A 17,645-nucleotide genomic window follows, 5' to 3' on the forward strand; every position below is an offset into this window, starting at 1 on the left:
GAGGGGAGCCCGCCGGGGAGGGAGCCAGCCGGCGAGCACCCGGTCAGGACGGCGACGGCCGCCGCGGCGACGGCGACCGCCGCCACGGACGGCCGTACCGTGCGGCGCACGATCAGCGGCCGGAGTCCTGCCGACCGGCGTCCGCGGTGCGGCGCCGACGGATGACGACGGTCCCGAGCGTGGCGGCTGCGAGGAGCGCGGCAGCGGCGCCGATCCACGGCGCGACGTCGGACTGGTTCGTCGCGACGAGGCCCGCGTTGCCCGCGGGGACGCCGTTCGGGGTGCCGCCGAGGCCCGAGATGGTCTGCGTGGCGAGGGCGAGGTTCTCGTCCTCGAGGCTGCCCCACGCGTAGACGATGGTGTCGGTACCGGCCTGCACGGAGACGTCCGCCGGGCCGATCACCGGGGTGGTGGTCCCGGCAGCGGCGACCGAGGCCGAGACGGTGCCCGCCGGGAGTTCGAGCGCCTTCTCGTCCGGGTTCGTCAGCCCGGAGACCACGGCCTTGCCACCGGCGAGCACGTCGACCGCGGGGGCGGCTGCGACGTGGCGGACGATGAGGCGGCCCTGACCGGCCGGGGTCGCCGAGGTGTCGTTGGTGAAGAGCGTGGCGGTCGGCTTGCCGCTGGTGTCGTCGTGCGCGACGGCGGTGTAGTTGCCGCCCGCGTCGAGCGAGACGTCCACCGGCCCGATGATCGGCTCCGAATCGTTCGTCGCGTCGCCGGCGGTGATCGCGATCGTGTGTGCTCCTGCCGGGACCGTCATCGGACCGGCGAGGGTGCCCGGCTCGAAGTCGTCCAGGGCGCGCTTGCCGTCGAGGTAGACGTCGACGGTGACGGACGGCACGGCGTGCAGGACGGAGAGGGTGGCGTCGCCGGACGCGGCCGTGGCGGTCGTGGCGGGCAGCACCGCGGCGGTCGCGGCGAGCAGCACACCGGACGCGAGGCCGGCTGCGAGGGTCTTCTTGCGCATCGTTGTCGTCTCCTTCTCTGGCCCGGGTCGGGCCGGTCGGTTCGACGTCGTCCTCGACGTCTCGCAGGTACTACCGACGATCCCGGCGTTCCGGTTGCGCTCGGTTGCTGGGGGTTCGCTCACCGATTCGTCCCCCGTCCTGTACCCCGACAGGGTCGCCGGACCGCGACCGCTTACGGCAGGGGGCGGCAGACCGATAGGCAACGGTGCACGCCCACGGAAGGGCGGCATCCCGCCCCACGGACGGCGGCGGGACGATCGAGAACCAGGACGGGCCATGATCGTCGTCACACGACTCAACGGCAGCGGATTCGCTGTGAACCCGGACCTCGTGGAGCGCATCCAGGAGACGCCGGACACGACCCTCATCATGGTCGACGGCGCGAAGTACATCGTGCGGGAGTCCATGGAGGAGGTCATCGACCTCATCGCCGCCTACCGCGCCCGCATCGTCGGGATGGCCTACGGCACCGACGGGCAGGGGACACGGGGCGCGACCGGCCCGGTCCCGACCCTCGCCCCCGTGGCACCGCTGCACGCGCACGACGGGGGGCGCTGACGTGGACATCGCAACGATCATCGGCATCCTCATCGCGTTCGGCGCGCTCTTCGGCATGGTCGAGATGGAGCACGTCGAGCTCGGCGGACTCTTCCTGCCGGCCCCGATGCTCCTCGTCTTCGGGGCGACGATCGGCTGCGGCATCGCGAGCACGACCCTCAAGGACGCGATCGCCTCGTTCAAGGCGGTCCCGAAGGCGTTCACGGGCAAGGTCACCCCGCCGCAGTCCGTCATCGACGACGTGGTCGGGCTCGCCGAGACGGCGCGGGCGAACGGGCTCCTCGCCCTCGAGCAGGAAGCCGACAAGCACGACGACCCGTTCATGAAGAAGGCGCTGCAGAACATCGCGGACGGCACCGACGGCGACGAGCTCCGGATCCTGCTCGAGGACGAGATCGAGTCGAACGCCGCGCCCGTGCGCAGCGCGAGCGCGTTCTTCATGGGCCTCGGCGGGTTCGCCCCGACCGTCGGCATCATCGGCACCGTCGTGTCGCTGACGCACGTGCTCGCCAACCTCGGCAAGCCGGACGAGCTCGGCCCGCTCATCGCCAGCGCGTTCGTCGCGACCCTGTGGGGTCTCCTGACCGCGAACTTCCTCTGGCTGCCGATCGGCGGCAAGCTCCGGAAGCTCGCGCAGCTCGAGTCCGACCGGCAGACGCTCCTCATGGAGGGCCTGCTCGCGGTGCAGGCCGGCAGCCAGCCGCGCCTCCTCGGTGAGCGTCTCAAGGCCATGGTCCCGCCCGCGGCCCGGATCGCGGACGCGAAGTCGGCGAAGAAGCAGACCGCCTCGGACGACGACCAGCAGCTGGCGGCCTGACGATGAGCGGCAACCCCCGGGGTCGTGGTCGTGGTCGTGGTCGGGCGAAGACGGGCCACGACGAGGCCGAGCACCCGGACGAGCGCTGGATGGCGTCCTACATGGACATGATCACCGTCCTGATGTGCATGTTCCTCGTGCTCTTCGCCATGTCGACGGTCGACCAGCAGAAGTACATCGCCCTGAAGAACTCGCTCGCGACCGGGTTCGGCGAGGTGAAGTCGCAGAAGGTCGACACCGCGTCCGGCACCGTCGTCACGAAGGACCAGGTGCAGGACGGCTCCGGGTACTCGATCGACAAGTCGCAGGCGGACCACTCGAGTGCCTCGAGCGGCGACGCCGGCAGCAACGCCGAGGCCGGACCGGGCGCCGCGACCGCGGACCCGACGAGCACGGCCGTGCCGAAGACCGCGACGAAGGCCGACGTCGACGCCGCGAAGCGGGAACTCGACGACCTCCAGGGCATCGAGCGTGCGATCAAGGCGAACCTGCGGAGGGCCGGGCAGACCACGAACGTGCAGTTCACGGTCGACGCCCGCGGGCTCACCGTGCGGCTCGTCGGCAGCGAGACCTACTTCGCCACGAACAGCGCGGACCTGTCCGACCAGGCGAAGCGGATCATGGACGCGATCGCGCCGGTGCTGCGGACGAGCGATCACGACGTCAGCGTCGAGGGTCACGCGGACCAGCGGAACTCGACCGCGCCCTACGCGACGAACTGGGAGCTCAGCGCCGCGCGGGCCACCGGGGTGCTGCGGGACCTGGTGGAACGTGGTGGCCTGCCCGCGGCGCACGTGCAGAGCGTCGGGTACGGATCGAGCCGGCCGCTCGCGAAGGGGGACTCCGACCAGGCGCTCACCCTGAACCGTCGGGTCGACATCGTGGTGCTGTCGAACCAGGACCAGGACGTCAGCGCCCTCATGCCGGCCCTCGCCGCCGCCCAGGACACCGCGAAGGGCGTGACGCACGGGTAGCCCACGACCTCCCCAGAAGGGGGCACAGCGCTGACGGGTGGTCCACAGCGGACCGATAGACGCACCCGTGATCGAGACCGCCGCAGCACCGCCGTCGACGTCCGGCGTGTCCACGCGGACCGACGCTGGCGCGTCCGCCGGCACGTCCGCGGACGTGTACGACTTCGCGCGCCCCTCGACCCTCGCCCGCGAGCACGCGCGGGTGCTCGAACTCGCGTTCGAGACCTTCGCCCGGCAGTGGGGCACGCAGCTCACCGCGAAGGTGCGCGCCGTCAGCCAGGTCACGTGCGAGTCGGTCCAGATGAAGACGTACGACGAGTACGCGGCCTCGCTGCCCGCGCTCACCGGCATGGTGCTGCTGCCCATCACGGAGCTGACGCCCAAGGGCGTCCTGCAGGTCCCGCTCGACGCTGCACTGACGTGGGTCTCGCACGCCCTCGGCGCGTCGAAGCCGCTGCCCACGCCCGAACGCACGTTCACGCCGATCGAGCAGGCGCTCGTCCGGAAGATCGTCGAGGACGCGCTCGACGACCTCCGCTACTCGTTCGGCGGACTGCTCGTGCACGACGTCGCCGCGGGTGGGTTCCAGTTCAACTCGCAGTTCGCCCAGGCCGCACAGAAGGGCGACCTGATGATCGTCGCGTCCTTCGAGATCCGCGTCGGCGACCGCGTCGCCCCCGGCACGCTCGCACTCCCGGCCGAGGCGGTCCTGCCCCAGCTCGGCGAGACCGCGGCCCACGTCTCCGCCGCCGAGGCCCGCCACCTGCTCGACGAGCAGCTGGCGAACGTGCCGGTCGGCGTCGCGCTGCGCTTCGCGCCGGCGACGGTGCTGCCGGCGCAGGTCCTCGGCCTCGCCGTCGGCGACGTGCTGCCGCTGCCGCACCCGCAGCACCGCCCCCTCACCATCGCGGTCGACGGCGAGCCCGTCGGCACCGCGGCCGTCGGCGCGAACGGGTCGCGCCTCGCCGGCATCATCGTCACCACCACCGCAGCTACGGAGCCCTCCGCATGACCGCCACCACCACCCTCCACGCCACCGCTGCGGATGCCCTCGTGGTCGCCCTGCCGACGACGGCGCCGCTCAGCGCGGTGGCACTGCCGGGAGGCGCGACACCGGCAGCGCTCGACGCGGCGGCGAACGGCGTGGTCGCGTCCTTCGTCGGCGGTCTGTCGGCCGACCTCGCGCTCGTCCTCACGGACCTCGGGGCCGTCACCGCGGCGGGCGGCGCCGAGCACGGGATCGTCGACGTCACGGACGTGCTGCGCCCCTCGCTCGAGGCGGCGGCGTCCGTCCTCGGGATCGGGGTGCTCGGCGACGCGCGGCTCGAGTCCGGTGCAGCGCTCCTGGCGGACCCCGAGACGGCGGTGTTCGAACTGACCGCTGGTGGCGTGCCCGGTGGCTGGTTCGGCATCCGGGTCCGCGAGAACGGCACGGTGTCGGCGTCCCACGCGCCCACCGTCGCGGCACCGGTCGGCAACCTCGGCCGGATCAACAACGTCGAGATGACCCTCACGGTCGAGATCGGCCGTACCCGGATGTCCGTCCGCGACGTGCTCGGCATGGAGCCCGGTGCCGTCGTCGAGCTCGACCGGAGTGCGGGCGCGCCCGCCGACGTCCTGCTGAACGGACGCCTCATCGCGCACGGCGAGGTCGTCGTCGTCGACCAGGACTACGCGGTCCGCATCACGAAGATCCTCGACGTCGCCGAGACGGTCTGAGCGTGGACACCGCGGTCATCGTCCTCCGCGTCGCGCTCTCGCTCGGCGTGGTGCTCGCCCTCATGTGGGTGCTGCACCGGGTCAGCCGGAAGAAGCTCGTCGGCGGGAAGGCCCACGGCCGCCGTGCCGCGTCGGTCGAGGTCGTCGGTCGTCAGGGCATCGGCGGCAAGGCGAGCGTCGTCGTCGTGGACGTCGAGGGGGAGCGGCTCGTGCTCGGGGTCACCGAACACGGGGTGTCCCTCCTGACGAGCGGCCAGACGCCCGCGCCCGAGCTCACGATCGTCACCGGACCGGTGGTCCTGCCGACCCGAGCCGCCGCGACCGCCGATGCGGACCCGGAGCCGGCCCCGTCGGCCGACGTGTTCCGTCGTGAACTCGAGCAGCAGACCGGAGCCGAGGCGGGCCTCCCGGCCGACCTGCCGATGCGCCCGCGCAACCGGCGCCCGCAGCGCGCCGTCGTCCCGACCGCGGCGCAGCTGCAGGGCTCGATCCTGTCCGCCGACACCTGGCGGCAGGCCGCCGCGGCCCTGAAGAACCGGCGAGCCGGGTGACCGCCCTGCGGTCCGGTCGGCTGCTCGCCCTCGTCATCCTCGGACTGGCGATGGTCGCCGGCTTCCTCATGCTCACCGCGACCGGCGCGCACGCAGCCGGCGTCGTCCAGCCGACCGCGCCGGCGACCCCGACCCCGCCCGCGACGGGCGACTTCAGCGTCAGCGTGAACGGCCCGGACGGCACGCCGTCCTCGGCGGTCGTGACGCTCATCGGCATCACGCTGCTCAGCGTCGCGCCGGCCCTCATGCTGATGATGACGTCGTTCACGAAGATCTTCGTCGTCCTCGCGATGACCCGGAACGCCCTCGCGCTCCAGTCGATCCCGCCGAACCAGGTGCTCGCCGGCCTCGCGCTCTTCCTGTCGCTGTTCGTGATGGCGCCGGTCATCGGCCACATCAACGACGACGCCCTGCAGCCGTACCTCGCCGGCCACCTCGACTTCGACCAGGCGGTCGAGGTCGGGACGAAGCCGCTGCGGACCTTCATGCTGCACCAGACGCGCGAGGAGGACGTCGCCCTCATCACCCGTGCCGCCGGTCAGGCGAACCCGAAGGACATCGCGGACGTGCCGATGACGACGGTGATCCCGGCGTTCATCATCTCCGAGCTGCGGAGCGCGTTCATCATCGGGTTCGTCATCTTCATCCCGTTCCTCGTGATCGACCTCGTCGTCTCCGCGGCGCTCATGTCGATGGGCATGATGATGCTCCCGCCGGTGATGATCTCGCTGCCGTTCAAGATCCTGCTGTTCGTGCTCGTCGACGGCTGGGGGCTCATCATCAAGTCGCTCATCGAGTCGTACCAGGTGGTGCACTGATGGACCAGCAGGCCGTCCTCGACCTCGTGCTGCAGGCGCTCCTCGTCGCCGGCAAGCTCGCCGCTCCCGTCCTCGTGACGTCGCTCGTCGTGGGCTTCGCGATCTCGCTCTTCCAGTCCGTGACCCAGATCCAGGAGGTCACGCTGTCGTTCGTGCCGAAGGCCGTCGCGGTGGCGATCGCCCTCGTCGTCTGCGGCAACTGGATGATCTCGGAGATGATCGCGTTCACGCACGCCGCGTTCGACATGATCCCGAAGCTGCTCGGGGCGGCCTGATGGAGCTCAGCGTCGACGCCGCACGCCTCGAGGGGACCATGCTCGCGGGCGTGCGCCTCGTGGCGTTCTTCGTCGTCGCACCGCCGTTCGCGTACAAGGCGTTCCCCGGCACCGTGAAGGTCGCCCTCGGCATCGCGCTCGCCATCGGGGTCGCACCCCGGGTGACCGCCGGCTACGTGTCGCTCGACACCGGCACGTTCCTCGTCGCCCTGGTCACGCAGCTCGTGGTCGGGCTCGCGCTCGGCTTCCTCGTGTACCTCGTCTTCGCCGCGGTGCAGTCGGCTGGCTCGCTCATCGACCTCTTCGGCGGGTTCACCCTGGCGCAGGCGTTCGACCCGCAGTCGCAGGTGAACGGCGCGCAGTTCACGCGGCTGTTCCAGATGACGGCGCTCGCGCTCCTGTTCGCCTCGGGTGGCTACCAACTCATCGTCGCCGGGCTCGTCCGGTCGTTCGACGCCGTGCCGCTCGTCTCCGCGGACGGCAGCCCCGCCGGCTTCGCGCTCGGGGGTTTCGCCGGGGTGCTCGTGCACGCCCTGACGCAGATGTTCCTCGCGACGCTGCAGATCGCCGGGCCGCTCGTCGTCGTGCTCTTCCTCGCCGACGTCGGGCTCGGGCTGCTCACCCGGGTCGCCCCGGCACTCAACGCCTTCCAGATGGGCTTCCCGATCAAGATCGGCCTCACCGTGCTGTTCGCGGGAGCGCTCGTGATGGCACTGCCCTCCGTGGTGTCGTCGCTCACCGGCGACGCCGTCCAGGCGATCACGGACAGGGGGTGACGGCGTGTCCGACAGTGGAGAGCGGTCCGAGAAGGCCACCGACAAGCGGATGCGCGAGGTGCACCGCAAGGGGCAGCTCGGCAGGTCGCAGGACCTCGGGGCCTGGGTCGGCATCGGGGCGGCGGCACTGATGATCCCGGCGGCCGTCGGCAACGCGGCGGCGGCGGGGGAGTCTCAGCTGGCGGCGGTGCAGACCGTCATCGCGGACCCGACGATCGGCACGATGAACCGGGTGTTCGCCGAGGCCATGGCGTCGGTGGGCACCATCATCGGTCCGATGCTCGGCGTCACCGCGGTCGCCGTGCTCGCCGCCGCGGTCGCCCAGGGCGGCGTGCACTTCCGCCGGATGGCACCGCAGCCGGACCACTTCGACCCGGTGCAGGGCTTCAAACGCGTGTTCGGTGTGCAGGCGCTCTGGAACGGCGTCAAGGCGCTCCTGAAGACCACGGTCGTCGGGCTCGTGCTCTGGTTCGCCGTGCAGGGACTCGTCCCCGTCCTCATGACCAGCGGATCGCTGCCGCTCACCGCGGTGCTCGCGGCGGCCGGCGACGGGGTCGGCACCCTGCTCCGTGCGGCGATCGCCGCGGGGCTGCTGCTCGCCGCGGTGGACGTGTTCGTGGTGGTCCGTCGGAACCGCAAGCGCACGATGATGACCAAGCGCGAGGTCAAGGACGAGAACAAGCAGTCCGACGGTGACCCGCTCATCCGGTCGCAGCGACGTTCGCGGCAGATGGCGATGAGCCGCAACCGGATGATCTCCGCGATCGGCGACGCCGACGTGGTGATGACCAACCCGACGCACTACGCCGTGGCGATCAAGTACGAAGCGGGCAAGTCCGCACCCCGTGTCGTCGCCAAGGGCGCGGGACCGGTCGCTGCAGCGATCAGGGACCGCGCGCTCGAGGCTCGTGTGCCGATCGTGCAGGACGTCCCGCTCACCCGCGCCCTGCACGCCGCGTGCGAGCTCGGGCAGGAGATCCCGGTCGACCTCTACACGCCCGTCGCCCGTGTCCTGTCGTTCGTCATGCAGCTGGGTGCCCGCGGAGCCGCGGCCGGCACGCACGCCGCCCCGCGCCCGACGACCGAGGCCGAGGTCGCGACCGTGCTCGACCCGACGACGCTCACGGGCGACGTCCGCCCCCGCAAGCTCCGCACCCCACGCGCGGCTGAGGCCCCGCGCCCTGCTCCGACCCCGCGCGAAGGCGCTCCGAACGAAGGGGTTCCCGCGTGAACCGCAAGGACCTGCCGAAGCTCGCCGTCCCGGTCTTCATCGTCGGCATCATCCTGCTGCTGATCCTGCCGGTGCCGTCGTTCCTGCTCGACGTGCTCATCATCTGCAACATCCTGCTGGCGCTCGTCATCCTGCTCACGACGCTGTTCGTGAAGAAGCCGCTCGACTTCTCGGTGTTCCCGTCGCTGCTGCTCGTCGCGACGCTGTTCCGCCTCGGCCTGAACGTCGCGTCGACCCGACTCGTGCTCGGCGAGGGCTTCGCGGGTGACGTCATCCAGGCTTTCGGGCACGTCGCGGTGTCCGGGTCGATCATCATCGGCGCGGTGATCTTCCTCATCCTCGTCGTGATCCAGTTCGTCGTGGTCACGAAGGGTGCCGAGCGCGTCGCCGAGGTCGGCGCCCGATTCACCCTCGACGCGATGCCGGGGAAGCAGATGGCGATCGACGCCGACCTCAACGCGGGGCTCATCACCGACGCCGAGGCGAAGGAACGCCGGGCGGCGGTGTCCGCGGAGGCCGACTTCTACGGCGCGATGGACGGCGCCTCGAAGTTCGTCAAGGGCGACGCCATCGCGGGCATCCTCATCATCGTCATCAACCTCGTCGGCGGCATCGCGATCGGCATGCTGCAGAACGGGCTGTCCGTCACCGACGCCCTCGGCAAGTACGGCATCCTGACGATCGGTGACGGCCTCGTCACGCAGATCCCCGCGCTCCTCATGGCCGTGTCGACCGGCATGATCGTCACCCGCTCCGGCGCCGAGACCGAGATGGGCTCGAGCGCGGCCGCCCAGCTCGGCCAGTCGCGGAACGCCCTCACGATCGCCGGGGTCGCAGCGGTCGCCATGGGGTTCATCCCCGGGATGCCGATCGCGGCGTTCCTCATCGTCGGGGGCCTCCTGCTGTTCACCGGCCAGCGCATCGGACAGAACGCGAAGCGCGAGGCAGCGGCGGCCGAGCAGGCGCAGGCGCTCGAGGCCGCGGCCCCGAGAGCGGACACCCCGGAGGACCTCATCGAGCAGATGCGCGTGCACGCCCTCGAGATCCTGCTCGCCCCCGACCTCGTCGACATGGTGTCCGGTGCCTCCGACGACCTGCTCGGCCGGGTGCGGGCACTGCGCCGGAAGATCGCGGTCGACATGGGCATCGTCGTGCCGCCGGTCCGCACGCGGGACAGCATCGACCTGCCGCCGTCGACCTACGCGATCCGCATCGCCGGTGTCGAGGCCGGCCGAGGGACCGCTCCGTCCCGCAGCGTCCTCGCCCTCGGGGACCAGCTCGACGGGCTCCCGGGCGCCGCGACCGTCGAGCCGGTGTTCGGCCTCGCCGGCAAGTGGGTCCCCGCGGAACTCCGGCACGCCGCCGAGATGACCGGCGCGACCGTGATCGACCGGGTGTCCGTGCTCGTGACGCACCTGCAGGCCGTCATCGGCGACAACGCCGCGCGCCTGCTCACCCGCGAGGACGTCAAGGTCCTCACCGAGGGCGTCAAGCAGGTCAACCCCGCCGCGGTCGACGAACTCGTCCCCGGCATGCTGTCGATGGCCGAGCTCCAGCGCGTGCTGCAGGGACTCCTCGCCGAGCGGGTGCCGATCAACGACCTCGGCCGCATCTGCGAGGCGCTGACCCTCCGCGCGAAGGTGTCGACCGACCCCGAGGGCCTCGTCGAGTCCGCTCGCGCCGCCCTCGGCCCGGCGCTCGTCGCCCGGCACACCGACGGCGGCGTGCTCCGGGTCATCATGATCGACCCGATGCTCGAGCAGTCGATGCTCGAGGGGCTCCGCCCGTCCGAGCAGGGGAGCCAGATCGTGCTCGACGCCCACCGCATCGAGCAGGTCCTCGGGTCCGTGCGCGACGCCGTCCGCTCCGTCGAGGACCAGGGGCTCTCGGCGGTCCTCGTCTGCGCGCCGCAGCTCCGACCCGCCGTGCACCGCATGGTCGCCGCGCAGTCGAACGGCCTGCCGGTCCTGTCCTACCAGGAGGCCACGGCCGCAGGGTCCACCATCGAGACCGTGGGGGTGGTCCGTGTCACCGACGCGGTTGCAGCGTGACGGCGCGACCCTCGAGGCGGTCCGCGACGCCGTCCGCGAGGAGTTCGGCCCCGCCGCCCGGATCGTCGCTGCCGAACGCGTGACGACGCCGGGCATCGCCGGCCTCTTCCGCAAGGCGCACGTCGAGGCCACCGTCGAGGTCCCCGCACCGGACGAGGCGCCCACCGCCGTGGTCGCCATCGCCGACGGGCCCGTGCAGCGAGCGGGGATCGCGGCGCTGCTCGCCGACGCCGAGGCCGCCGAGGCGCGCATCGCCGCCCACGACGGCACCGGGTCCACGCGCGCCGACGCCTTCGCGTCGGTCCTCGACGGCTTCGTGGCGGACGGCATCGCACCCGCGTCCGCACCCGCCGTCCGCAGCCTGCCCGACCAGGTCGGGTCGCGCCTCCAGGCGGTCACCGACACCCGGCCTGGAGGCGCGGCGCGGTTCCTCGACGACGCCGCCGTCCTCGACGAGAGGGCCGCACCGTCCGGTGCGGCCCTCGCGCCGGTGCTGCCCGTCGTGCCGACGGTCCGCTCCGCGGACGGCGACCTCGTCCTGCTCGTCGGGCGGGCCGGCGACGTCGACGCGGTCGCGGGCCTGTTCGCCACCCGACACGCCCTGCGACCGACGGCGGCGGCGGACCGTCGCTCCGGGATCCTCGCGCGGGCCGACGGCGTCCGCGACGGTGCGACCGTGCTCGCGGTCGCTGCCTGGGACGACGCGGCGACGATCGAGGCACTCGGCGCGGACCAGGTCTGGCTCGTCGTCGACGCGGGACGGAAGACGGAGGACGCCGCGGCGATGCTCCGGGCGGTGGCGGCGCGCGTGGCCGTCGCCGGGGTGGTCGCGATCGGTTCCGCGGAGACCGCCACGCCGGAGTCGGTGCACCTGCTGGGAGTGCCGGTCCTGTCGCTAGGCTGACGGGGTGCTGGTACTCACGCGGAAGGTCGGCGAGCGGATCCTCGTCGGTGACGACATCGTCATCACGGTGCTCGACGGCCGTGGCGACGGCGTGCGGATCGGCATCGACGCGCCGCGCGGTGTGAAGATCCAGCGCGAGGAGGTCGTGCGGGCGGTCATCGAGGCGAACGCCGAGGCAGCCGCCGCCGCTGGTGCTGCCGACGACGATGCCGAAGCCCGGCTCCGTCGTGCGCTGGGCGACCAGGGCGGACCGTCGGCCGGCTCCTGACCGCCTTCCGTTCCCCCTAGAGGAGGACGACCGCCGCGGCGAGTCCGGCCCAGCACGTGCTCGTCAGGGTGCCCACGATGAAGCGTTCGCGCGCCGCGGGGGAGTCGAGCTCGGAGAACCGGCCGAGGCCCTTCACCGCGATCACCGCGGCGACGATCTCGAGGTGGCCGACGAGGGCGGCGCCGACGATGGCGAAGCGCTCGAGGAACCCGATCACCGCGCCGCCACGGAGGACCTCGGACGGTGCGGAGGCGTCGGGCAGCGTCGGGTCCCCGAGGGGCTCGTCGGTGGTGCTCACGAGGATCCCACCGTGCGTGCCGCGTCGGACGTCCCCACGCCGCAGGTCGCGCCGCATGGCGACGCCGAGCACCGCGCCGGTGACCGCGCTGCCGGCGAGGATCCCGAGGAGGCAGACCGCGGCTGCCAGGACGGTGCCGACGACGGCGTCCGGCGCGGTCGCGGCGAGGCCGCCCACGCCGGTGCCGGAGCCGCCGCTCGTGCCGGTCCCGGTTCCGGTACTCGTGTCGGTGCCGATGGTGCCGGTCGCGATCCGGATCGCGAGGAGCGCCACGAGCACGACCACCGCCGGCGCGGCCCGGACCACGGGGTGCAGCGGGCGGACGGTGCTCCAGGCTGCGGCGGCGAGCACGACGACGGCAGCGGTGGTCCAGATCGCGGCGGTCACGGCGCCGGGTCCTCGGATGCGGGGCCGGCGAGGTCGTCGCGGTCGGTGACGTGTGCGTCGTCCGGGCGGTCGGTGACGTGACCGTCGTCCGGGCGCCCGGTGACGTGTCCGTCGTCCGGACGGTCAGCGGCTGCCAGCAGCGCGGCCAGCGCGTCGCGCACCGGGGCGTCGCTCCGGAGCTCGGCCGATGCGTACCGCTTCGCGACCGCCTGCGGTGTGATGTCGAGCCGCGCCGCGGCCTCGGTCCGGGTCAGGCCGGCGTCGAGGAGGTCGGCCAGTTCCCAGCCCTCCGCCGAGCGGCGACCGAGGGCCCGGAGGGTCTGGGCGACGAGCGGCTCGACCTCGGACGTCGTGCGGGCGGCGCCGGGGACCACCTCGAGCGCGAAGCGGTCCGGGGTCGACTTCGCGCGCTCGACCGCCGCCCGCGCCGCGAAGAACGCCGGCCCCGTGGCCGCGCGGATGGTCGTCGGCAGCGGTGACCGGACGGGGCCGACACCGACGCCGATGCTCCACCCGCCCTGCCGCGTGAGTGCCCGGAGGACGTCGACGGCGGGGCGCCCGGAGGACACGAGGGCCTGGAACTCGTCGCCCGCGGTCCGCTCCGGCGGCAGCACGGCGGCGTCGCCGAGCAGGCCGGACACGAGCCGCAGGGCCGCGTCGACGCGGTCGGAGCCTGTTCGGCTGTCGACCTGGTCCGCCGTGATCACGATCATGAACCCTCCCGTCATCAACCCTACAAGGTTGACGACGTCACAATCAACCTTCCAGGGTTGATCGACCGAGATGCCTCACGGACGCGGCTTCTTCTCCTGTTCGGGCAGACGACCCGCGGCGGCCTCCGTGGCGAACCACGCACGTGCCTCCTCCTGGCGTTCGCGTTCGGCGCCGAGTGCGATCGGCGCCCGCACGTGACCGGGCTCGTAGCCGAACGTCGCGAGCAGCTGTGGCACGATCGGACGCACCCGGGCGACGAGCCGATCGAGGTACGCCGACACCGCCCGGGCGCGCTGCGTGGTCAGACGCCCGTGCACGAGGTACCAGTCGAGGTGCTGCTCGAGGACGCCGAGCGCGAACATGTCGCGGAGCCAGACGAGCGCGCGTCGGGTGTCGCCCTCCGGGACCTCGACGAGTGCCTCGGTGAACGCGTCCCACTGCATGAGCTCGGCGTGCGCCTTCGACGCCTCGATGAGTTCGTGCTGCGAGCGGTTCAGCAGGAGCGCCGCGCGTGCGCGGTCCTTGCCGGCCGTGGCGAGTCGCATGCCGATCTCGGTCACCATGGTGTCGACCCGGCCGGCGAGGAGCTCGCGCTGCGTGGTCGGGTCCCGCAGGTCCGCCACGCTCGCGGCGAGGGAGCCCCGGTCGGACAGCTTCTGCTCCAGGCGCCGGATGCCCGAGGCGTCCGCGAGCTTCGACGCCGCCGTGGCCGCGACGAAGCGGGCGGTCGACGCTGCGTCCTTCGGCGCCCGCGCGCGGAAATCGGTGAGCAGACGCTTGCCGACGAGCTGGAGCAGGACGGTGTTGTCGCCCTCGAACGTCACGTACACGTCGAGGTCGGCGCGGAGTCCGGTGAGTCGGTTCTCGGCGAGGAAGCCCGCGCCGCCGCAGGCCTCACGGCACTCCTGGAGGGTGTCGAGTGCGGACCACGTCGACATCGCCTTGAACGCGGCCGCCTGGGTCTCGAGGTCCTCGCGGCGCTGCGGTGTGTCCTCACGTCCGCTGAACACGTCGTCGAACGTCCGGAGCAGCTTCTCGTGCGCGAACGACTGTGCGAACACGGTCGCGAGCCGTGGGATCAGCCGTCGCTGGTGCCGGCCGTAGTCGAGCAGGACGCCCTCGGTGCCGTCGCCGGTCGGGAACTGCCGGCGCTCCATCGCGTAGGTCAGTGCGATCTGCAGACCGATCTTCTGCGCCACGACGGCCGCTCCGTCGAGTGAGACCCGACCCTGCACGAGCGTGCCGAGCATGGTGAAGAACCGGCGGCCGGGCGAGGCGATGGGGGAGCTGTAGGTGCCGTCCTCGGCGACGTCGCCGTAGCGGTTCAGGAGGTTCGTCCGGGGCACCCGGACGTGGTCGAAGTGCAGCCGCCCGTTGTCGATGCCGTTCAGGCCGCCCTTGTAGCCGTCGTCCTCGCCGCCGACGCCGGGCAGGAAGGTACCCTCAGCGTCGCGGATCGGCACGTAGAACGCGTGCACGCCGTGGTCGACGCCCTGGGTGACGAGCTTCGCGAACACCACTGCGGCCTTGCCGTGGAGCGCTGCGTTGCCGATGTAGTCCTTCCATGCGCCCCGGAAGGGCGTGTGGATGACGAACTCCTGCGTCTCGGGGTCGTAGGTCGCGCTCGTGGCGATGCTCTGGACGTCGGACCCGTGCCCGGTCTCGGTCATCGCGAAGCACCCCGGGACCTCGAACGAGACGATGCCGGGGAGGAACTCCCGGTGGTTGCGCTCGGTGCCGAGGTGGTGCACGGCGGAACCGAAGAGCCCCCACTGCACGCCCGCCTTGATCTGCATCGACGGGTCGGCCGTGGTGAGCTCCTCGAACGCCGCGAGGTTGCCGCCGTGGTTGTCCTGGCCGCCGAACTCCGGTGGGTACGGGCGCTGGATCGCGCCGGCCTCGACGAGGATGCGGAGCTGGTCGAGGGTGCGGGACCGGGCGTCGGCGTACGGCATGCCCTCGATCTTGTGCATCGCCGGGTCGAGTGCGAGGCGACGGGAGGTGCGTCGGTCCTCTGCCCAGCGGCCCAGCAGGAGTTCGGCGACCAGGTCGACGTCGATGTGCACGCTCGCAGCGGTGGACCCCACGGGGGTGCCCTCGGCGGGGTCACCGGCGGCGTCGGCCTTCGGCGTGCCGGCCTTCGGGGTGGTGTGCGCGGGTGCGGTGTCGACCATGGTCGGGAGTCCTCCTGAACTGCGGTGTCCGGTGTTGCAGAACCCACGCTATGCACCGCGCCTGCTCGTGACGTGAACGCCGTGCGGGCGGACAAGAGACGGGCCGGATGAGCCGTCCCTCCTCGTGGGAACCCTCCAACCTCCGGGGCTCGGCTTTTGTGAGCACCTATCGACGATTGTGCCCGCACCGGCCTGCGCGGGCAGACTGTGCGGCATGTCAGGTACCACCACGAAGGGCCACGAGCCCCGCACCGCGCGCACGTTCTTCGGGCAACCGTTCGAGCTGTCCACGCCGTTCGCCGTCGAGCTGTGGGAGCGGTTCTCGTTCTACGGCATGCAGGGCATCGTCCTGATCTACATGTACTACACGGTGACGAGCGGTGGCCTCGGCATCGACGAGCGCATCGCCACCGGCATCATGGGTGCCTACGGCGGCGCGGTGTACCTCTTCACGATCATCGGTGCCTGGATCTCGGACCGCCTGCTCGGTGCTGACCGCACGCTGTTCGGCAGCGCGGTGGTCGTCATGCTCGGCCACATCGCACTCGCGGTCCTGCCGGGTGTGACCGGTGTGGGCGTCGGTCTGGTCCTGATCGCCCTCGGCTCGGGCGGGCTGAAGGCGACCGCCACCACCATCGTCGGCAGCCTCTACTCGAAGGACGACCCGCGCCGCGACGCCGGCTTCTCGCTGTACTACCTCGGGGTGAACCTCGGTGCGTTCTTCGGCCCGCTCCTGACCGGACTGCTGCAGAGCACGCTCGGGTTCCACTTCGGCTTCGGTCTGGCCGCCGTCGGCATGGCCGCAGGGCTCGTGCAGTACGGCATCCGTCGCCGTCACCTCCCCGACGTCGTCCGACACGTCACCAACCCGGTCGACCGACGACGGCTGCCGCTCGTGGCCGTCCTGGTCGTCGCGGCGCTCGTGGTGATCGTGGTCGCGGTCCTCACCGGACTCCTGAACGTCGGCAACCTCCCGACCGTGGTCGTCGCGATCGTGGTCCTCGCGACCATCGGGTACTTCGTCGTGATCCTGAGCAGCGGCATCACCGCCGTGGAGCGCGCGCGCGTGCTCGCGTTCATCCCGCTCTTCATCGCGAGCGCCGTGTTCTGGTCGCTGTACCAGCAGCAGTTCACGGTGGTCACGGTGTACGCCGACCAGCGGCTCGACCGGTCCCTGTTCGGGTGGGAGATGCCCGTGTCCTGGGTGCAGTCGATCAACCCGGTGTTCATCATCGTGCTCTCGGGGGTCTTCGCGGCCATCTGGACGAAGCTCGGCGACCGTCAGCCGTCCACCCCGACCAAGTTCGCGCTCGGCACGGGCATCATGGGCGTCGCGTTCCTGCTCTTCCTGCCCTTCGTCGGGTCCGGGGAGAACGGCACCCCGCTCCTCGCGCTCGTCGGCATCCTGCTCGTGTTCACGCTCGCCGAGCTGCTGTTGTCGCCGGTGGGGCAGTCGGTCGCGACGAAGCTCGCACCCGCCAAGTTCCAGACGCAGATGGTGGCGCTGTTCTTCTTGTCGGTGTCGCTCGGCACCGCGGCGACCGGCGTGCTCTCGCGGTACTACGACCCGGCGAACGAGGCGCCGTACTTCACGGTGTTGGGCGTCGCTGCTGTCGTCGTGGGCGTCCTGCTGCTCGTGTTCGCGAAGCCCGTGCTCCGGCTCATGCGCGGCATCCGCTGACCTCGCGGGGCCGCGTCGGCCCTCCCGGTCGTACCGGGTAGGCTGGAGATCGCCACACCGGCCCCGAACAACCAAGGAGTCACGGACATGCTCGAAGTCATCGCAGGCGTCATCATCGGGATCTGCGTGCTCGGCGGCGTCGGGCTCTGCATGGCCACGGCGGCCATGATGAAGAGCGGCTCCGAGGAGTACTAGGCCCGTTCACCCGGCCCCGGTCACTCGGCCTCGGTGGCCGCTGCCGGCTCGACCGGCACCAGTTGACGACTCAGGACGGTCGCGCGCTCGAAGGGGCCGCGGCCGTCCGTCGTGTACGCGGGCTCGTCGAACGCGACCGTCCACGTGCGCTGCGTCCCGCCGAGCTGGCTCCCGCCCGGCGCGACGATGACGCCGATCGGTTCGTCGGCCCAGTGCTCGCCGCCCTGCCGCCCGGGATCGACCACCTGCACGAGTGCCCCGATGCCGAGGCCGGGGCGCTCGT

Annotated in this window: 19 protein-coding genes; 14 read left to right on the forward strand and 5 right to left on the reverse strand. The window is 71.9% G+C overall.

All coding sequences use genetic code 11. The features are described from left to right. Nucleotides 1-112 precede the first annotated feature (112 nt). Nucleotides 113-970, reverse strand: a complete 858-nt coding sequence (locus NS184_RS10150; protein WP_058725999.1) for a DUF4397 domain-containing protein — start codon at nt 968-970, stop codon at nt 113-115. A gap of 277 nt (nt 971-1,247) precedes the next feature. Here NS184_RS10150 and NS184_RS10155 point away from each other — a divergent pair, with 277 nt between their 5' ends. The 13 genes from NS184_RS10155 to csrA all read left to right on the forward strand — a co-directional run bounded on the left by NS184_RS10155 (nt 1,248) and on the right by csrA (nt 11,913). Beyond that, nucleotides 1,248-1,529, forward strand: coding sequence for a flagellar FlbD family protein (locus tag NS184_RS10155; protein WP_058726000.1), 282 nt, complete (start codon nt 1,248-1,250; stop codon nt 1,527-1,529). Between the two features lies 1 nt (nt 1,530). Beyond that, the gene (locus NS184_RS10160) at nt 1,531-2,346 is read left to right on the forward strand and encodes a motility protein A (RefSeq protein WP_058726001.1); all 816 of its coding nucleotides are present in this window, start codon (nt 1,531-1,533) and stop codon (nt 2,344-2,346) included. A 2-nt stretch (nt 2,347-2,348) separates the two neighbouring features. Then, complete coding sequence (locus NS184_RS10165; protein ID WP_058726002.1) at nt 2,349-3,320, forward strand: OmpA/MotB family protein; 972 nt, start codon at nt 2,349-2,351, stop codon at nt 3,318-3,320. Nucleotides 3,321-3,387: 67 nt separating this feature from the next. After that, entirely contained in the window at nt 3,388-4,332 is a 945-nt protein-coding gene (locus NS184_RS10170; protein WP_242863023.1) for a flagellar motor switch protein FliM, read from the forward strand. Beyond that, nucleotides 4,329-5,039: a flagellar motor switch protein FliN gene (gene fliN, locus NS184_RS10175; protein ID WP_058726003.1), complete on the forward strand. Its 711-nt coding sequence runs from the start codon at nt 4,329-4,331 to the stop codon at nt 5,037-5,039. The genes NS184_RS10170 and fliN overlap by 4 nt, the downstream gene beginning before the upstream one ends. 2 nt (nt 5,040-5,041) lie before the next feature. Then, complete coding sequence (locus tag NS184_RS10180; protein WP_058726004.1) at nt 5,042-5,590, forward strand: FliO/MopB family protein; 549 nt, start codon at nt 5,042-5,044, stop codon at nt 5,588-5,590. A 50-nt stretch (nt 5,591-5,640) separates the two neighbouring features. After that, nucleotides 5,641-6,408: a flagellar type III secretion system pore protein FliP gene (gene fliP, locus NS184_RS10185; protein ID WP_058726017.1), complete on the forward strand. Its 768-nt coding sequence runs from the start codon at nt 5,641-5,643 to the stop codon at nt 6,406-6,408. After that, a complete protein-coding gene (gene fliQ, locus NS184_RS10190; protein WP_058726005.1) occupies nt 6,408-6,683 on the forward strand; it encodes a flagellar biosynthesis protein FliQ in 276 nt (91 codons plus the stop codon). The genes fliP and fliQ overlap by 1 nt, the downstream gene beginning before the upstream one ends. Further along, on the forward strand, nt 6,683-7,459 hold the full coding sequence (locus NS184_RS10195) for a flagellar biosynthetic protein FliR (RefSeq protein ID WP_058726006.1): 777 nt from the start codon (nt 6,683-6,685) through the stop codon (nt 7,457-7,459). Before fliQ ends, NS184_RS10195 begins: the two co-directional genes overlap by 1 nt. Nucleotides 7,460-7,463: 4 nt before the next feature. Then, nucleotides 7,464-8,690 carry an EscU/YscU/HrcU family type III secretion system export apparatus switch protein gene (locus NS184_RS10200; RefSeq protein WP_058726007.1) on the forward strand — a complete coding sequence of 409 codons (1,227 nt, stop codon included), beginning with the start codon at nt 7,464-7,466 and terminating at the stop codon, nt 8,688-8,690. Continuing rightward, nucleotides 8,687-10,741, forward strand: a complete 2,055-nt coding sequence (locus NS184_RS10205) for a flagellar biosynthesis protein FlhA (protein ID WP_058726008.1) — start codon at nt 8,687-8,689, stop codon at nt 10,739-10,741. Before NS184_RS10200 ends, NS184_RS10205 begins: the two co-directional genes overlap by 4 nt. Then, nucleotides 10,716-11,645: a hypothetical protein gene (locus NS184_RS10210; protein ID WP_058726009.1), complete on the forward strand. Its 930-nt coding sequence runs from the start codon at nt 10,716-10,718 to the stop codon at nt 11,643-11,645. The genes NS184_RS10205 and NS184_RS10210 overlap by 26 nt, the downstream gene beginning before the upstream one ends. 4 nt (nt 11,646-11,649) lie before the next feature. Beyond that, on the forward strand, nt 11,650-11,913 hold the full coding sequence (gene csrA, locus NS184_RS10215; protein WP_058726010.1) for a carbon storage regulator CsrA: 264 nt from the start codon (nt 11,650-11,652) through the stop codon (nt 11,911-11,913). A 16-nt stretch (nt 11,914-11,929) separates the two neighbouring features. Here the strand turns inward: csrA and NS184_RS10220 are convergent, their stop codons facing one another. From NS184_RS10220 to NS184_RS10230, 3 genes are read right to left on the reverse strand one after another with little or no spacing between them, the layout of a single operon-like run. Next, complete coding sequence (locus NS184_RS10220; RefSeq protein ID WP_058726011.1) at nt 11,930-12,598, reverse strand: hypothetical protein; 669 nt, start codon at nt 12,596-12,598, stop codon at nt 11,930-11,932. Further along, on the reverse strand, nt 12,595-13,326 hold the full coding sequence (locus NS184_RS10225; protein WP_058726012.1) for a hypothetical protein: 732 nt from the start codon (nt 13,324-13,326) through the stop codon (nt 12,595-12,597). Before NS184_RS10225 ends, NS184_RS10220 begins: the two co-directional genes overlap by 4 nt. A gap of 60 nt (nt 13,327-13,386) precedes the next feature. Then, nucleotides 13,387-15,486 carry an acyl-CoA dehydrogenase family protein gene (locus NS184_RS10230; RefSeq protein ID WP_058726013.1) on the reverse strand — a complete coding sequence of 700 codons (2,100 nt, stop codon included), beginning with the start codon at nt 15,484-15,486 and terminating at the stop codon, nt 13,387-13,389. Nucleotides 15,487-15,700: 214 nt separating this feature from the next. Here NS184_RS10230 and NS184_RS10235 point away from each other — a divergent pair, with 214 nt between their 5' ends. Beyond that, nucleotides 15,701-17,167, forward strand: a complete 1,467-nt coding sequence (locus NS184_RS10235) for a peptide MFS transporter (RefSeq protein WP_058726014.1) — start codon at nt 15,701-15,703, stop codon at nt 17,165-17,167. 215 nt (nt 17,168-17,382) lie between these two features. Here the strand turns inward: NS184_RS10235 and NS184_RS18340 are convergent. Beyond that, on the reverse strand, nt 17,383-17,645 hold a 263-nt coding region (locus tag NS184_RS18340; protein ID WP_058726015.1), incomplete at its 5' end, for a hypothetical protein.

The organism is Curtobacterium luteum (assembly GCF_001475545.1).
Classification (GTDB): domain Bacteria; phylum Actinomycetota; class Actinomycetes; order Actinomycetales; family Microbacteriaceae; genus Curtobacterium; species Curtobacterium luteum_A.

Bases quoted from the DNA above. Each gene is read 5' to 3' on its own strand.
- NS184_RS10230 (WP_058726013.1), bottom strand. From the start codon at position 15,486: ATGGTCGACACCGCACCCGCGCACACCACCCCGAAGGCCGGCACGCCG.
- fliN (WP_058726003.1), top strand. From the start codon at position 4,329: ATGACCGCCACCACCACCCTCCACGCCACCGCTGCGGATGCCCTCGTG.
- NS184_RS10150 (WP_058725999.1), bottom strand. From the start codon at position 970: ATGCGCAAGAAGACCCTCGCAGCCGGCCTCGCGTCCGGTGTGCTGCTC.
- fliP (WP_058726017.1), top strand. From the start codon at position 5,641: ATGGTCGCCGGCTTCCTCATGCTCACCGCGACCGGCGCGCACGCAGCC.
- NS184_RS10195 (WP_058726006.1), top strand. From the start codon at position 6,683: ATGGAGCTCAGCGTCGACGCCGCACGCCTCGAGGGGACCATGCTCGCG.
- NS184_RS10225 (WP_058726012.1), bottom strand. From the start codon at position 13,326: ATGACGGGAGGGTTCATGATCGTGATCACGGCGGACCAGGTCGACAGC.
- NS184_RS10165 (WP_058726002.1), top strand. From the start codon at position 2,349: ATGAGCGGCAACCCCCGGGGTCGTGGTCGTGGTCGTGGTCGGGCGAAG.
- NS184_RS10155 (WP_058726000.1), top strand. From the start codon at position 1,248: ATGATCGTCGTCACACGACTCAACGGCAGCGGATTCGCTGTGAACCCG.
- fliQ (WP_058726005.1), top strand. From the start codon at position 6,408: ATGGACCAGCAGGCCGTCCTCGACCTCGTGCTGCAGGCGCTCCTCGTC.
- NS184_RS10235 (WP_058726014.1), top strand. From the start codon at position 15,701: ATGTCAGGTACCACCACGAAGGGCCACGAGCCCCGCACCGCGCGCACG.